General features: G+C 64.6%; 13 protein-coding genes and 1 tRNA gene. 8 read left to right on the top strand and 6 right to left on the bottom strand.

The genetic code is table 11. From position 1 onward, the window contains the following. A complete protein-coding gene (locus EJ067_RS24520) occupies positions 1 to 942 on the bottom strand; it encodes an N-formylglutamate amidohydrolase (protein ID WP_126087777.1) in 942 nt (313 codons plus the stop codon). A 166-nt stretch (positions 943 to 1,108) separates the two neighbouring features. Between EJ067_RS24520 and EJ067_RS24515 the strand changes: the two genes are divergently transcribed. Then, positions 1,109 to 1,471: a response regulator gene (locus EJ067_RS24515; protein WP_006199474.1), complete on the top strand. Its 363-nt coding sequence runs from the start codon at positions 1,109 to 1,111 to the stop codon at positions 1,469 to 1,471. Between the two features lie 113 nt (positions 1,472 to 1,584). Next, positions 1,585 to 1,659: transfer RNA gene (locus tag EJ067_RS24510), tRNA-Val, on the top strand. A 105-nt stretch (positions 1,660 to 1,764) separates the two neighbouring features. Here EJ067_RS24510 and EJ067_RS24505 read toward each other — a convergent pair. Next, the gene (locus EJ067_RS24505) at positions 1,765 to 1,971 is read right to left on the bottom strand and encodes a hypothetical protein (protein WP_126087776.1); all 207 of its coding nucleotides are present in this window, start codon (positions 1,969 to 1,971) and stop codon (positions 1,765 to 1,767) included. 367 nt (positions 1,972 to 2,338) lie between these two features. On the opposite strand from EJ067_RS24505, the gene EJ067_RS24500 reads away from it, so the two are divergent. Further along, complete coding sequence (locus tag EJ067_RS24500; RefSeq protein WP_126087775.1) at positions 2,339 to 4,615, top strand: alginate lyase family protein; 2,277 nt, start codon at positions 2,339 to 2,341, stop codon at positions 4,613 to 4,615. 15 nt (positions 4,616 to 4,630) lie between these two features. Here the strand turns inward: EJ067_RS24500 and EJ067_RS24495 are convergent, their stop codons facing one another. From EJ067_RS24495 to EJ067_RS24480, 4 genes are all read right to left on the bottom strand, one after another. Beyond that, positions 4,631 to 6,082 carry a hypothetical protein gene (locus EJ067_RS24495; RefSeq protein WP_245468035.1) on the bottom strand — a complete coding sequence of 484 codons (1,452 nt, stop codon included), beginning with the start codon at positions 6,080 to 6,082 and terminating at the stop codon, positions 4,631 to 4,633. Further along, positions 6,063 to 7,028 (bottom strand): GDP-L-fucose synthase, encoded by a 966-nt coding sequence (locus tag EJ067_RS24490; protein WP_126087774.1) that lies wholly within the window; start codon positions 7,026 to 7,028, stop codon positions 6,063 to 6,065. Before EJ067_RS24490 ends, EJ067_RS24495 begins: the two co-directional genes overlap by 20 nt. Before the next feature lie 11 nt (positions 7,029 to 7,039). Continuing rightward, positions 7,040 to 8,128, bottom strand: coding sequence for a GDP-mannose 4,6-dehydratase (gmd, locus tag EJ067_RS24485; RefSeq protein ID WP_126087773.1), 1,089 nt, complete (start codon positions 8,126 to 8,128; stop codon positions 7,040 to 7,042). A 102-nt stretch (positions 8,129 to 8,230) separates the two neighbouring features. After that, positions 8,231 to 9,385, bottom strand: coding sequence for a dihydrodipicolinate synthase family protein (locus EJ067_RS24480; protein WP_126087772.1), 1,155 nt, complete (start codon positions 9,383 to 9,385; stop codon positions 8,231 to 8,233). 230 nt (positions 9,386 to 9,615) lie between these two features. Between EJ067_RS24480 and EJ067_RS24475 the strand changes: the two genes are divergently transcribed. From EJ067_RS24475 to EJ067_RS24455, 5 genes are read left to right on the top strand one after another with little or no spacing between them, the layout of a single operon-like run. Further along, positions 9,616 to 10,668, top strand: a complete 1,053-nt coding sequence (locus EJ067_RS24475; RefSeq protein ID WP_126087771.1) for a LacI family DNA-binding transcriptional regulator — start codon at positions 9,616 to 9,618, stop codon at positions 10,666 to 10,668. After that, a complete protein-coding gene (locus EJ067_RS24470; protein ID WP_126087770.1) occupies positions 10,665 to 11,681 on the top strand; it encodes a Gfo/Idh/MocA family oxidoreductase in 1,017 nt (338 codons plus the stop codon). Before EJ067_RS24475 ends, EJ067_RS24470 begins: the two co-directional genes overlap by 4 nt. Continuing rightward, on the top strand, positions 11,678 to 13,279 hold the full coding sequence (locus tag EJ067_RS24465) for an acyl CoA:acetate/3-ketoacid CoA transferase (protein WP_126087769.1): 1,602 nt from the start codon (positions 11,678 to 11,680) through the stop codon (positions 13,277 to 13,279). The genes EJ067_RS24470 and EJ067_RS24465 overlap by 4 nt, the downstream gene beginning before the upstream one ends. Beyond that, on the top strand, positions 13,272 to 14,048 hold the full coding sequence (locus tag EJ067_RS24460) for an enoyl-CoA hydratase/isomerase family protein (RefSeq protein ID WP_126087768.1): 777 nt from the start codon (positions 13,272 to 13,274) through the stop codon (positions 14,046 to 14,048). The genes EJ067_RS24465 and EJ067_RS24460 overlap by 8 nt, the downstream gene beginning before the upstream one ends. Positions 14,049 to 14,057: 9 nt before the next feature. Further along, positions 14,058 to 15,569, top strand: a complete 1,512-nt coding sequence (locus EJ067_RS24455) for an aldehyde dehydrogenase family protein (protein ID WP_126087767.1) — start codon at positions 14,058 to 14,060, stop codon at positions 15,567 to 15,569. Positions 15,570 to 15,605: the final 36 nt, after the last annotated feature.

The following is a 15,605-nucleotide window of genomic DNA, read 5'->3' as shown; positions in this document are numbered from 1 at the left end:
TCATTCCGCGGCGAGCGGCAGATCGACGAAATGATGGTCGGGCATCGACATCAGCTCCGCCGAAAACCGCGTAAGGTTGTCGGCAAGCGCGTCGAAGCCGGCCGACTTCTGGAACGTCCGCTCGTTCATGTAGAGCCCGCGATTGACCTCGATCTGCAGCGCGTGGAGGTGGCGCGCCGGGCGCCCGTAATGCTCGGTGATGAAGCCGCCGGCATAAGGCTTGTTGTGCGCGACCGCGTAACCCATGCCGGTCAGCAGCCCGATCGCCGTCTCGGTCAAGGCCGCGGTCGCGGAAATGCCGAAGCGGTCGCCGATGATGAAATCCGGCCGCGTGCCGCTGTCGCCGACGCGGATGCTGGCCGGCATCGAATGGCAGTCGATCAGCACGGCGAAGCCGAACCTGGCATGGGTCCTGGTCAAGAGCCGCTTCAGCGTCTCGTGATACGGCTTGTAGACGGCCTCTATGCGTCCCACGGCTTCGGAGAGCGGCAGGCGCCCGGGATAGATGTCGAGCCCCTCTCCCACCAGCTTCGGCACCGTGCCGAGCCCGCCCGCGACTCGGGCCGAGCGGATGTTGCAGAAGGACGGCACCGGTTCCGCGAACATGCGCGGATCGAGCTCCCACGGCTCGCGGTTGACGTCGAGATAGGCGCGCGGGAAATTCGCCGCCAGCATCGGCGCGCCGAGCGCGACGGCGCCGCCGAACAGCTCGTCGACATAGCAATCCTCCGACCGGCGTATGGCGTTGCGGTCGAGCCGCGCCATGGCCAGGAAGCGCTCGGGATAGTGGCGACCGCTATGCGGCGAATTGAACAGGAAAGGGACGCGTTGCTCGGCGCCCGATCGGATTTCGAAGGGTGGTACGACCGAAAAATCCTCGGCTGCCGTCTTCAATTTGAACGAACCAGGATGAAGCACTGCATCATGATGCAAAACTGCCATCTTGCGCCCGGCATGTCCAGCATTTCAGCCCTCGTGAAACGGCCGGGCGAGGGGTTGGGCATCAGGCTGACGTTCACTTGATGTTTACCGTCTCCTCCTCATATACAGGATGGTTAACGGCCTTGCCCGGCGGCAGGCTCGGGGCGGGTGATTCGGACGGGACAACATGGCACGCATTCTGCTGGCGGAAGACGACGACGATATGCGCCGGTTCCTCGTCAAGGCGCTGGAACGGGCCGGCTACCAGGTAAGTGATTTCGACAATGGCGCCAGTGCCTACGAGCGGCTGCGCGAGGAGCCTTTCTCGCTGCTTCTGACCGACATCGTCATGCCGGAGATGGACGGCATCGAGTTGGCCCGCCGCGCCACCGAGATCGATCCCGACCTCAAGGTCATGTTCATCACCGGTTTTGCCGCCGTCGCGCTCAATCCGGATTCCAAGGCGCCCAAGGACGCCAAGGTGCTGTCGAAGCCGTTCCATCTGCGCGACCTCGTCAACGAGGTCGAGAAGATGCTTCAGGCGGCCTGAGGTATTTTCGCACGGGCGGCGACGCTTCCGCCGGTGCGGCAAAACGGAGCTTCTTTTCACAATTCCTGCTATTGACGCGCCGGACCAAAAATGGTGTATGCGCGGCTTCGGATGGGCGTGTAGCTCAGCGGGAGAGCACTGCATTGACATTGCAGGGGTCACAAGTTCAATCCTTGTCACGCCCACCATCCAGCCAATCAAAGAACGTAGGGCAATAAGGCAGTCGGCAGTAGGGCTTAGCCGCTGCGTACCCGAATTCCCCTACTCCCTTACTGCCCTACTCCCTCATCAAGTCATTGCGGGGTCGGATCGGGCGAATGACCGGGATTGCCGCCGCCGCCCTTGCCTTCGTGGCAGGGCGCGCCGATACCGCAGCACTTGCCGTGATAGGTGACGTTCGGCTTGAGATTGTCGCAGTCCCTCGTGGTCGCCGTCTTGCAGCCGGCCAGGACCGAAACCGCCATTGCCGCGATAAGGACATTTCTTGAAGCATTGAACATGAGGTGTTCTCTCCTTGATGAACCTCGTTTCTTGACGCAGCGCTTTGTCGCGCCACATCGCGGAATGGTTCAAAGAGACCTCAAACAAATATTCGAAGCTTTTTCGAATGCGCAGCTGCTGCCGGCGATCGCGAATTGAGCCGTGACGCATGGGCTGTTAAGGGTTAATGCATGTCGCGCAAAAGTGTGGAGCGGTTTTGCGAAAACGACATGCATGACAACAAAGGCCTAAAGCGCTGAATCCGTTTCAGCGCGACGCGCTTTAGGACCAAATCTATATTTGTCGATCGGGGGGTCGGGCAATGGACGGCGGCAAGCGGAGGCTCACGGCGGCCTGCCAGTCCGGCGCGCTTGCGGGCGGGCGGGCATGACGGCGGGCCCGGCCAGGCGGCCGGCATGGCAGCGTTTATATCTCGAACTCAAGCGGGCGAGGAAGCATTTCAGATCGCCATTGTCGAGCCTCGGCGGCGCGTTGGGCTGGGTCAAGCGCAAGCTCGAATACCGATATGTCGTCAGGCATCGGATCAAAACCGCGCGCGACGGCTACAAGGCCTTGCCGGTTTCAAAGATGAAGGACAGCTTCGTGCTTGTCCGGATCATCGGCAACGATCTGGAGCCGCGGCACCGAAGAGGCCAGTCATACGACAACGCCCTGTTCATCCTGGACAATGAATGCGACTTCCCGGACTGCGAGAAGGTCTGGATCGTCAACCGGATAACAGATCCTGGCGAGGAGGCGCGCATCATCGGTCTATTGGAAAGCCGTGGTCAAAGCTTTCACAGGATCCCCTTCGATCTCGACGCCTATCGGCAAGTTGCCTGGAACACCGACGGGTTGGCGGCGAGCGAATCGAGGTTCTCCAACGCCGACAATCGACCGGGCGGACAGAATGCGTCGCGCTACGAAACGCATATCCGGCGCCGCAAGAACCTTTATGTGATGAACAACAACGGGGCGCGCAACATGGCGCTGGAGATTGCCCGCGGGCGTGCCAAATGGCTGATGCCCTGGGACGGCAATTGCTATCTGACGCCGCTGGCCTTCCAGCAGATCAGGGCGGCGATCGAGGAGAACCCTCATTTTCGCTACGTCGTCGTGCCGATGGCGCGCATCGTCGACAATGCGCTTCTGCTCGACGAGACTTTGACGCCGCCGGCACAGGAAGAGCCGCAGATCATCTTTCGGAACGACACGACCGAGCTGTTCGACGAAGAATACGGCTACGGGCGCCGGCCGAAGATCGAAATGCTGTGGCGGCTCGGCGTTCCCGGACTATGGGATCGGTTTCGCGACGACGCCTGGGACATCCCGCGCCCGCGCCTTGCGGCGGATGCCGGCCTTTTCCAGAAAGCGGGCTGGGTGGCGCGCCTGGATTCAGGGCGTTCGCATCTGGAAATCGGCCGGGCCGGTTTCCGCGCCCGGCTGTTCAAACGCGACGAGGCGATCGTCGGCATGCTCGACCGCTGCGACGCCACGGCGGTCGCCGGCAAGCTCGATCCCGCACGCCTGGCCTACTACGACGAGGACATGCTCGTCGCCGCGCGCCGGGAGCAAAACGTGCATGCTCAGCAAGAGCTGCGCGCCTGCGCGGAACAAGCGCTCCTGCGCGGTCCGTTCAGCGTCATGGACAAGACCGGCCGCGCCCCAAGCGGCGATCCGCACGATTACTTTCAGCCGGCCCCATATTGGTGGCCGGATCCGCGAAAGCCGGATGGCCTTCCCTTCATCCGGCGCGACGGCGAACACGCCCCCGGCACCGCATTGTATGATGCTGCCGGCGAAGCCTACGATCGAACACGTCTGCAACGGGTTCTCGACGACACCACCGTGCTCGCCTTGGCGACGACCGTGCTTGAGGACATGCGCTACGCCAGCCATGCGGCACTGCTCATCCGTACATGGTTCGTGGACCCTGCGACGAGAATGAACCCGAACATGCGCTATGCGCAGGTGCGATACGGGCGCGACAACAATGAAGGCCCGGGATATGGCATCATTGAACTCACGGATCTCTACTTCTTTCTCGACGCGGTCAGGCTGATCGAGCGAAGCGGTGCGCTGGACGAGCGGGACAGCCAGGCCTTCAGAGCCTGGCTTTCTTCATATTGTGAATGGTTGGACACCGCGCCGGCCGCGAGATTTGAATTCCACCGGCTCAACAACCACGGTGTCTTCTTCGACCTGCAGCGCGCGGCCATCGCGGCATTCCAGGGTGACGGCGGGGCGCTGGCAAAGGCGGGGCTCCATGCCCGGGAAAGGATTGCGCACCAGCTCGCGGCCGATGGCTCGCTACCCGAGGAACTGTCGCGCACCCGCCCGAGGCATTACGCCATGTTTGCCTTGCAGGGATGGACGGCGCTGGCGCGGATCCTGTCTTCGGTCGGCGACGATCTCTGGGCGTACCGGACGAAGGACGGCCAGGGACTGGTCAAGGCGCTGCGCTGGGTGGCGGCACATGCCGATACCCTGGCCACGCTTCCCGGCGAAGCCTTCGACCCGGAGCGCGACCGGCCCTTGCTGGTCGATCTGGCGCGGCACAATGCCGAAGAACCGGCGCCTCCAGATGCGCACGCGGAAGCAACCAAGCTGATGTTCCATCCGGATTGCGCGATCGCGCCATTCTGGATATGGCGCCGGCCCTGATCGCACCGCTCCCCATCATGCCGCGCCGAGACCACGCAGCCAGGCGATCCGCCATCTTGCCTTGGCGACCAGGCCGGAGCTCGGCTTTCTGCCTTGCAAAATCCGCCGCTTGACCTTCCTCAGGATTTTATCCGACGGGTCGGCCTTCACGGCGCGGTCCGCCATAGCCAGCGCCCGCCCCTGATCCGCCCTCGCTTGCTGCAGTATCCAGGCCGAACATGCCGCGGCATAGGGATAGCCCGCCTCCGCCGCGGCAAGGAAGACCTCGAAATCCCCGGCAAACGGATATCTGCCGAACACCGTGTCGCCGAGCAGCCGCATGATCGTCAGCGGGATCTTGGGACGGTCCCGAAACTGCCGGATCATCACGGCTTTCAGGACAGCTTCGCCGGCAGCATAGTCGCGCTCGCGAAAACAGGCCGAGGCGATCTTCAGGGCATAGGCATCGTTTTCCGGATCGAGCGCATAGGCCTTGTTCAGGACCTCGCGCGCTTGCCCCGGCGCGATCTTGTCTTCCGTCGCCAGGAACGCCGCCTGATAGCCGAAGGCCGCTTCGCGCGGATGATAATCCGCCTGACGATGCTTCAATTCATCGAGGATGATTTCGGCGGCGCCCGGCGCATCGAACAAGGCAGCCGCGCGCATGAGTGGGACATCGCCCATCAGCGACGCTATCTCCGCGTAGATGCTGCTTCCCGAATAGATCTGCCGGCAGCGCGCCATCAGCGCCATCTCGAAGAAGGCTTTCGGGGTCTCGTCCTCGAACGCGTCGGCGCCGAAATCGCTGGTCAGCACCGCGCCGGTTTCAGCCTTGAGATAGTCGAGCGTCGGACGGTGCTGCCCGATCAGCAGCGTCGCCATGCCCATCGACGAAAGCCGCGAGATGACCGCCGGGGCCAGTGTCGAGGGGATGACCTTTCCCGCAAAGATCAGGGTCGCGCGATGCTTGCCGTGCACGATGTCGCCGCTGCGCAGGTGAAGCGCCGCCATCGGCTGGAGGAACCGGCTCTGATTGGCGGCATCGATGGCCCCCTTCACCGCTGCCGAAAAATCGAAACTGCGCAGCGTCTCCGACTGGCCGACGAGCCGCGCCCGATCGCCGCGAAAATGACCGAGGATGCGAAAATCGTCGCAGATCCAGCCGCGCAGCTTCTTCTCTTGCGCGACCTCGCCGAGGCTGCGCCCGCCAAGCGCGGCCGCGTCGAGAATGCCGAACTTGGAGGCCTTGACCCTTTCGCCCAGCCAATGCCTTTCGATGAAATCTGGCGAGAAGATCCTGTCGGCGATATCGACGACGTGGAACGCCTTGTCGGCGACGACCTTCCGGTTCCAGGTGAAGCCGAAGCGATAGCCGAACGTATCGGCCAGCGTCTTGGCATTCGCCATCGCCAGCAGGCGGCCGCCCAGACCGTCGTTCCGGGTGGCGGCGATCAGCGTCGGAAGGGGATCAGGCGCCGAGACGGACATCGCCCTTCCCGACATGCTCGAGGAACCATTGATAGGTCTGTTCCAGCCCCTCGCGAAGCGAATATCGCGGCCGCCAGCCGGTTGCGAACAGCCGCGACACATCCATCAGCTTGCGCGGCGCGCCGTCCGGCTTGGTCGGGTCGAATGTGATCTCGGCATCCGCGCCGACGACCGACACGATGGTGCGGGCAAGCTCCGCAATGGTGACATCCTCGCCGGAGCCGACGTTGACATGGCCCTCGCCGGAATAATGTGTCAGCAGCCAGACCAGCGCGTCGGCGGCATCGTCCACATGCAGGAACTCGCGCATCGGCCGGCCCGAACCCCAAACGGCGATTGTCCTGCCGCCGGCGCGCTTTGCCTCATGCGCCTTGCGCAGCAACGCCGGCACGACATGGCTGCTTGCAAGGTCGAAATTGTCGCCCGGACCGTAGAGGTTGGTCGGCATCGCCGAGATATAGTCGACGCCATGCTGACGGCGATAAGCCTGGCAAAGCTTGATGCCGGCGATCTTGGCGACCGCGTACCATTCATTGGTCGGTTCCAGCGGACCCGTCAGCAGCGCGTCTTCCGGAATCGGCTGCGGCGCCAGTTTCGGATAGATACAGGATGAGCCGAGGAATAGCAGCTTCCGCACCTCGCTGCGGAACGCCGCTTCGATGACGTTGGTTTCAACGACGAGGTTTTCGTAGAGGAAGTCGACCGGCAGGCTGTCATTGGCCAGGATGCCGCCGACCTTGGCGGCCGCCATCACCATGGCGTCAGGCCGGTGCTCGCCCATCCAGCGCCGCACCCCGGCCTGGTCGAGAAGGTCGAGCTCGCCGCGCGCGACCGTCAGCACCTCGCAATCCTCGCGCGCCAGCCGGCGCACCAGCGCCGAGCCGACCATGCCGCGATGACCGGCAACGAATACCCGCTTGCCCTTGAGGTCGAAGGTCTTGTCCATTGTGAACTGCTCTACGTCGAATGGCCGTTGCGCCAGGTGCCGCCGGCGGCACGCGCCAGGTCGGCCTTCACCATCTCGGCCACCAGATCCCTGAAGGTCACCGTGGGCGACCAACCCAGCCGGCTTCTCGCCTTGGAGGCATCGCCGACCAGCGCGTCCACCTCGGTCGGCCGGAAATAGCGCGGATCGACGCGCACCAGCACGCTGCCCGAAGCGTGATCGATGCCGACCTCGTCGGCCCCTTCGCCCTGCCAGCGGATGGTCCGCCCGGTTTCGGCGAAGGCCAGCTCGACGAACTCGCGCACCGAATGCGCCTCGCCGGTCGCGAGCACGAAATCGTCCGGCGCGTCCTGCTGCAGGATGCGCCACATCCCCTCGACATAGTCGCGCGCGTGGCCCCAATCGCGCCGGGCATCGAGATTGCCGAGATAGAGCGCGTCCTGCAGCCCGTGGTGGATCGCGGCCACGGCGCGCGTGATCTTGCGGGTGACGAAGGTTTCGCCGCGTGTCGGGCTTTCATGGTTGAACAGGATGCCGTTGGCGGCGAACAGGCCATAGGCCTGGCGATAGTTCACCGTGATCCAGTAGGCATAGAGCTTGGCTGCCGCGTAAGGCGAGCGAGGCCGGAACGGCGTGTTCTCATGCTGCGGCGTTTCCGCCACCTTGCCGTAAAGCTCCGACGTCGAAGCCTGGTAGAAGCGCACCGATTTCTCGAGCCTGAGGATGCGGATCGCTTCGAGCAGCCTCAGCGTGCCCAACGCGTCGGCATTGGCCGTATATTCGGGCGTCTCGAAACTCACCTGGACATGGCTCTGGGCGCCGAGATTGTAGATTTCGCCGGGCTGTGTCTCCTGGACGAGGCGGATCAGGTTGGTCGCGTCGGTCAGGTCGCCGTAATGCAGGAAGAACCGTGCGCCCGCCTCATGCGGATCGACATAGATATCGTCGACGCGCTCGGTGTTGAACGAGGAGGAGCGGCGTTTGAGGCCATGGACGATGTAGCCCTTGTCGAGCAGCAGCTGAGCCAGATAGGCGCCGTCCTGTCCGGTAACGCCGGTAATAAGGGCGACTTTGTCTGCCAGAGCAACTTTGTCCGTCATTGTCCCGCCCACCCGCATGAATCCGGCAAGCGATTGCAGATTTGCCGGCAGAAGGCAAATCCCCATGCGGGAGAAGACTTAGCCTTTGGAGGCCGATCTGGCTCAGACGCCTGAGACGGCGCAGAGGGCTCTCATCCTGGCGACGGCGAGGTCGGGATTGGCCAGCAATCCAGCCTGATCGGCGAGGCGAAAGATGTCGGCGTAGTGGCATATGCCGCGTGCCGACTGCATGCCGCCGACCATGGCGAAATGATCCTGGTGGCCGTTCAGCCAGGCCATGAAGACGATGCCGGCCTTGTAATATTCGGTCGGCGCCTCGAAGATCTTGCGCGACAGCGGCACGGTCGGCGCCATCAGCGCGTCATAGCCGGCCCGGTCGCCCTCGCCGAGCTTCACCAGCGCGGCGTTGGCAACCGGCGCGATCGCGTCGAAGATGCCGAGCAGAGCGTGCGAATGCCGCTTGCCGTCGCCGGCGATCAGCTCCGGATAGTTGAAATCGTCTCCCGTGAACATCACCACGCCTTCAGGCAGGCGATCGCGCAGCGACACTTCCTTGCCGGCGTCGAGGAGCGATATCTTTATGCCCTCGACCTTGCCGGCGTGCCGCTCGATGATGGCGACGACCGTCTCCAGCGCCGCATCGAAATCGTCACTGCCCCAGTAGCCTCTCAACGCCGGATCGAACATGTCGCCCAGCCAGTGCAGGATCACCTTGCCGGAGGCCTGCGACAGGATGCGGTCGTAAACGTTGGCATAGTCGTCAGGCCCTTTTGCCACTGCCGCCAGCGCGCGGCTCGCCATCATGATCGCCTTGCCGCCCTCGCCTTCGACGAAGGCGAACTGCTCCTCATAGGCGTGGATCACGTCGTCCAGCGTCTTCGCCGCCGCAGGCAGCAGATGGTCGGTGCCGGCGCCCGAAGCGAGATCGGCGCCCTTCACCGTGCGCGCCTCGGCGATCGAGCGGCGGATCAGTTCCTTCGCGCTTGCCCAGTCGAAACCCATGCCGCGCTGCGAGGTGTCCATCGCCTCGGCGATGCGGAAACCGAGCCGCCACAGATGATGGCGGAACGCCATGGTCCTGTCCCAGTCGACCGCAGCCTGAGACCAGGGTTCGGTCATGGCGAAAGGATCGGCGACGACATGGGCGGCGGCATAGGCGACGCGCGGGAAATCCGCGCCGATGATCGCCTCCGCCGGTTGGCCGACCAGCCGGTAGCCGACACGCTCGCCATTCTCCGCAGGCAGGATGATGTCCATGCAAGTCTCCCTTCGCGGTAGCCTATAGATGGAACGTTCCAATAAATCAAGAACCTTTATGATTCCCAACGACTGAAGCGATTCAATGTCGCATCCGGCCCCAAAGCCCCGCATTTTCAGCCGATCCATCAATTTTTTGAATTCCAAGCGAATCCCGATTGACTCTGGCCGGGCGCGAAGTTTAGAACGTTCCAATAGATTTTGACGCCAATGCGGAGGAAAGCACGGATATGGCCGGCCGGGCCAAGGCGACGATCCTGGATATCGCCCGCGAGGCCGGCGTGTCCAAATCGACGGTATCGCTCGTGCTGCAAGGCAGCGGGCTGATCCGGCCTGAGACCGCGGTCAAGGTGCGCAAGGCGATCGAGGATGTCGGCTATGTCTACAACCGCGGCGCCGCCAATCTGCGCAAGGCGCATTCCAACGTCATCGGCATGGTGATCAACGATCTCACCAACCCCTTCTTCGCCGAGTTGGCGGTCGGCATGGAGCGTGTCTTCCAGGCGGCCGGCATCGTGCCCTTCATCGCCAACACGGCGGAAAATCCCGTACGTCAGGAGGAAGTGCTGAAGTCGCTGATGGAGCAAGGCGTCGCCGGCCTGATCGTCTCGCCGGCGCGCGGCACCACGCCCGGCGCCTTCCGCCGCATCGAGGCCGCAGGAGTGCCGATCGCCTTCACCATGCGCCGGCTGCCCGAGAGCCGCATTCCGGTCATCGCGCCGGACAATCATCGCGGCGCTTTCATCGCCACCGAGCATCTGATCCGCAAGGGCCATCGCCGCCTGGCCTTCTTCGGCGGCTCGTCCGACCTCGTGGTTTATCAGCAGAGGCTGGGTGGCTTTCTGGAGGCTTGCGAAACGCTGGGCATCCCAATCGTCGACAGGACGATCGTCGAGGGAGAGACCAGCCGCAAGGGTGGCATTGCCTGCCTGGAGACCGCCCTTGCAGCGGCCGAGCCGCCGACGGCGGCCCTTTGCTTCAACGACGCCGTCGCTTTCGGCGTCATGCTCGCGCTGCGCAAACGCGGCCTGGAGGCCGGAGCGGACTTTGCCGTGGTGGGCTTCGACGACGTGGCCGAGGCGGAGCATTACATGCCGGCGCTGACCAGCGTCGCTGTCGACACCGCGGGTCTCGGCGAGCGCGCCGCTCATGTGATGCTGAAGATGATCCAGTCGCGCACGACGCGCGCCGAGGACCATATCGGCGCGGTCAGCCTCGTCGTCAGGGAAAGCTGCGGCCCGAGCCGCGAGACGCGCGGCACAGGAATGGGGGACGCACCATGAGCGTGAGATGGGGCCTGATCGGCGCAAGCACGATCGCCAGACAGTTCATGATCAATGCCATCCGCGCTCAAGGCGACGGCGAGGTCGCCGCCGTGATGAGCTCGAGCCCCGAGCGCGCCGAAGCCTATGCCAGGGAAAACGGCATTCCGGCCGCCGTCTCGACGCTGGACGCGCTGCTTAGCTCGGATATCGACGCCGTCTACATCTCGACGACCAACGAATTGCACCTCGAACAGGGGCTTGCCGCCATCAAGGCCGGCAAGCATGTGCTGTGCGAAAAGCCGCTGGCGCTCACCAGCGCCGATGCGCGCAGGATGGTTGTTGCCGCGAAAGCCGCCGGCATCGTGTTCGGCACCAACCACCATCTGCGCAACGCCGGCGCGCACCGGGCGATGCGCGAGGCGATCGCCTCGGGCCGCATCGGCAAGCCGGTCGCGGCGCGCGTCTTCCATTCCGTCTACCTGCCGGAAAATCTGCAGGGCTGGCGCATCACCAGGCCCGAGGCCGGCGGCGGCGTGGTACTCGACATCACCGTGCATGACGCCGACACGCTGCGCTTCGTACTCGGCGACGATCCGGTCGAGATCTCCGCTTTCACACAGTCGGCCGGCATGGCCGGCGGCGGCCTGGAGGACGGTGCCATGTGCGTCTGGCGCTTCAAGTCGGGCGTCATTGCGCAATCGCATGAGGGCTTCACGACGAAATTCGCCGGCACCGGCTTCGAGGTGCATGGGTCGGAAGGCTCGCTGATCGCCACCAATGTGATGACGCAGAAGCCGGTCGGCTCGGTGCTGCTGCGCACCTCGAACGGCGAGGAAGAGCTGAGCTTCGACCGCGAGGACCTCTATACCCGCTCGCTGCGCCAGTTCCATGCCGCGACCCGCGGCGAGGGCCGGCCTTCCGCCACCGGCGAGGACGGCATCTGGTCGCTGGCATCGGCCGAGGCCGCGCTGCAATCCTCGAGAACCGGCAAGGCCGTGACCATCGATCCACAACTCGGGAGCCTCGCGTGAGCAAGCTCGTCTCGGCGGCTCATGCCGCCAGCCTGATCAAGGACGGCATGGTCGTCTCGGTGTCGTCGTCGAGCGGCCTCGGCTGCCCCGACGCCGTGCTTGCCGCGATCGGCGAGCGCTTCGACGCGGAGGGCCATCCGAAGGCGATCACCACGCTGCACCCGATCGCGGCCGGCGACATGTACGGCATCAAGGGCATCGACCATCTGGCCAAGCCTGGCTTGCTCAAGCGCACGCTCTGCGGCTCCTACCCCTCCGGCCCCTCCTCCGCCGAGCCGCCGCGGATCTGGCAGATGATCGGCGACAACTCGGTCGCCGCCTACAATGTACCGTCAGGCATCCTGTTCGACATGCACCGCGAGGCCGCCGCCAAGCGGCCGGGCGTGCTGACCAAGGTCGGCCTCGACACTTTTGCCGATCCGCGCCACCAGGGCTGCGCCATGAATGCGGCCGCCAGCGAGCCGATCGTTTCGGTGCAGCAGTTCGACGGCGAGGAATGGCTCTATTTCCGTGCCATCGTCCCCAATATCTCCATCATCCGCGCCACTTCCGCCGACGAGCGCGGCAACCTCACCTACGAGCATGAAGGCGCCTATCTCGGCGGGCTGGAACAGGCGCTCGCGGCCCGCAACAATGGCGGCATCGTCATCGCCCAGGTGAAGCGTGTCGTCGAGAACGGTACCCTGAAGCCGCATGACGTGCGCGTGCCCGGCGTGCTGGTCGACCACATCGTAGTGGCGCCCGACCAGCTGCAGACCACGCAGACGCCTTACGACCCGGCGATCTCGGGCGAGATTTTCCGGCCGCTGTCCACCTTCCGCACGCCGGAAATGAACATCCAGAAGGTGATCGCGCGCCGCGTCGCCATGGAATTGCGCGACGGCATGGCCGTCAATATCGGCTTCGGCATCTCCGCCAACGTACCGCGCATCCTTCTCGAGGAAGGCCAGCACGGCAAGGTCACCTGGGTGATCGAGCAGGGCGCCGTCGGCGGCGTGCCGCTGCTCGACTTCAAGTTCGGCTGCGCCTCCAACGCCGAGGCGATCATGCCCTCGCCGCACCAGTTCATCTATTTCCAGGCCGGCGGCTTCGACGCCTCGCTGCTGTCCTTCCTGCAGATCGACCGTCACGGCTCGGTCAATGTCTCGAAGCTTTCGGCGCGGCCGCATGTGACGGCCGGCGCCGGCGGCTTCGTCGACATCACGGCGCGGGCTAAGAAGATCGTCTTCTCCGGCTTTTTCAACGCCGGCGCCAAGCTTTCGCTGGCAGATGGCGGCATTCGCATCGACCAGGAAGGCAAGGTCAAGAAGGTCGTCGAGGAGGTCGAGCACATCTCCTTCTCCGGCAAGCGCGCGGTCGCGCAAGGCCAGGACATCACCTACGTCACCGAACGCTGCGTGATGAGGCTGACGCCGGACGGGCTGATGGTGGCGGAGCTTGCGCCCGGCATCGATCTCGAACGCGATGTGCTTGCGCAGGCCGATATCCCTCTCGCTGTCGCCAACGACCTCAAGGTGACGCCGGATGCGCTCTATCGGGACCGGCCGATCGGCCTGTCGCTCAACGGCGGCGCATCGCTCGGAGGCGCGCATGGCTGAACGTCTCGTCACCCTCGAAAAGGACGGCGCCATCGGCGTGGTCACGCTGCGCCGGCCGGAAAAATTCAACGCGCTGGACATCCCGATGCTGCGCGCGCTCGAAGCGGCGCTCGATGAGGCCGAGGCGGCGGATGACGTCCGAGTCGTGTTGATCCGCGGCGAAGGCAAGGGTTTTTGCGCCGGCGGCGATGTCGAGGCCTGGGCACAATTGAGCGCCGCCGATTTCCAGGTGCAATGGGTTCGCTACGGCCATCGTGTCTTCGACCGGCTGGCGCGGCTCAGGCAGCCGACCATCGCCGTGCTGTCGGGCCACGCTCTCGGCGGCGGGCTGGAACTTGCCGCCGCCTGCGACTTCCGTGTCGCCGAAACCCAGATCAAGCTCGGCTTTCCTGAAACCTCGATCGGCGTCGTGCCCGGCTGGTCCGGCACGCAGCGCGCCGTGCGCCGCTTTGGCGCGCAGGCAGTGCGCCGTATGGCCATCGGCGGCGAGCTTCTTCTGGCGGCCGACGCGCTTGCGTTCGGCGTCGTCGACCGCGTCGTTGAGACCGGCAAGGCCCTCGACGAGGCGAAGGCCTGGGGCGGAAAGATCGCCGAGCGCGGGCCGCTGGCGACCGAGGCCGCGAAGCTGATGATCGCGGTCGCCGAAGGCGAGGAAAGCGCGGCCGCCACCGAAGCGCTGGCGAGCGGCTTCATCGCGCTGACCGGCGACCTGAAGGCCGGCGTCGGCGCCTTCAAGGCCAAGCAGAAGCCGGCCTTTTCGAGATCATAGAGAAGCACGATGAACGCACCCCTCAACATCACCATGCCGGCCGAGGCGTCCCAGGCGCCGAAGGCCTACAAGCTTTTGATCGACGGCAAGCACGTCGACGCCCGCGATGGCCGCACCATCGAGCGCAGCAGCCCCGGTCACGGTTTTGCCGTTTCGCGCTACGCCCAGGCGGGTGCAGAGGAAGTGGAAGCCGCGGTGCAGGCCGCGCACAAGGCCTTCGAGGCCGGCCCCTGGCCGCGCATGAAGGCATCCGACCGCGCCACCGTGCTTCTCAAGGCGGCCGACCTCATCGAAACCCGGCTGGAGGAGATCGCCCGGCTCGACGCGCTCGAATCCGGCAAGCCAATCGCCCAGGCGCGCGGCGAGATCGGCGGCGCCGTCGACATCTGGCGCTATGCCGCCTCGCTTGCCCGCACGCTCTCCGGCGAAAGCTACGCCAATCTCGGCGATGCCATGCTGGGTGTGGTGTTGCGCGAGCCGATCGGCGTCGTCTCGATCATCACGCCGTGGAATTTCCCCTTCCTGATCGTCAGCCAGAAACTGCCATTCGCGCTCGCCGCCGGTTGCACGGCCGTCGTGAAGCCGAGCGAGATGACATCGGCCTCGACCTTCGTGCTTGGCGACATCCTGCTGGAAGCCGGCCTGCCGGCCGGCGTCGTCAACATTCTCGCCGGGTTCGGCACCGATGTCGGCGCGCCGATGGTCAGCCATCCGCTGGTCGAGATGGTTTCCTTCACAGGCTCGACCCGCGTCGGCAAGATGACCATGGCCGCCGCCTCAAATTCCTTGAAGAAGGTTTCGATGGAACTCGGCGGCAAGAACGGCCAGATCGTCTTCCCCGACGCCGACCTCGAAGCGGCCGCCGATGCCGCGGTATTCGGCGGCTTCTTCAACGCCGGCGAATGCTGCAATGCCGGCAGCCGGCTGATCGTGCATGCGGCGATCGCCGACGACTTCCTCGGCGCGGTCAAGGCGCTGGCCGAGAAGGTTCGCGTTGGCGACCCGCTTGACGACCGCACCAAGGTCGGCGCCATGATCTCGGCCGACCACATGGCAAAGGTAGCCAGCTATGTTATTGCCGCGAAAAGCGACGGCGGCAACGTCTATAGCGGCGGCGGGCAACGCGCCTCCAACGCCGGCCAGTATCTCGATCCGACCATCGTGCGGGGCGTCACCGAGGACATGGCCATCGCCCGCGAGGAAGTGTTCGGGCCGGTGCTCTCCGTGCTCACTTTTGAAACGATTGAGAAGGCATTGCACATCGCCAACAACACGCCCTATGGTCTGTCTGCGGGTGTGTGGAGCGCCAGCATCGACACATGCATGTCGGTGGCGCGCAGTGTGCGTTCGGGGACGGTTTGGGTGAATACGTTCATGGAAGGTTATCCCGAACTGCCCTTTGGCGGCTACAAGCAGTCCGGTGTTGGGCGCGAACTCGGCAAACGCGCCGTCGAGGACTATACCGAGGAAAAGACTATCCAGTTTCATCGCGGCCAGCGCACCGGATGGTGGGTCGGCTGAGTTGGGAGACCCCGGCGGCCATCCGCCGGTGATGTG

The sequence above is a fragment of the Mesorhizobium sp. M1D.F.Ca.ET.043.01.1.1 genome, assembly GCF_003952385.1.
Taxonomy (GTDB): Bacteria; Pseudomonadota; Alphaproteobacteria; order Rhizobiales; family Rhizobiaceae; genus Mesorhizobium.
The sequence above is the reverse complement of the archived record's forward strand: the minus strand, read 5'-3'. Positions and strand labels throughout refer to the sequence as shown.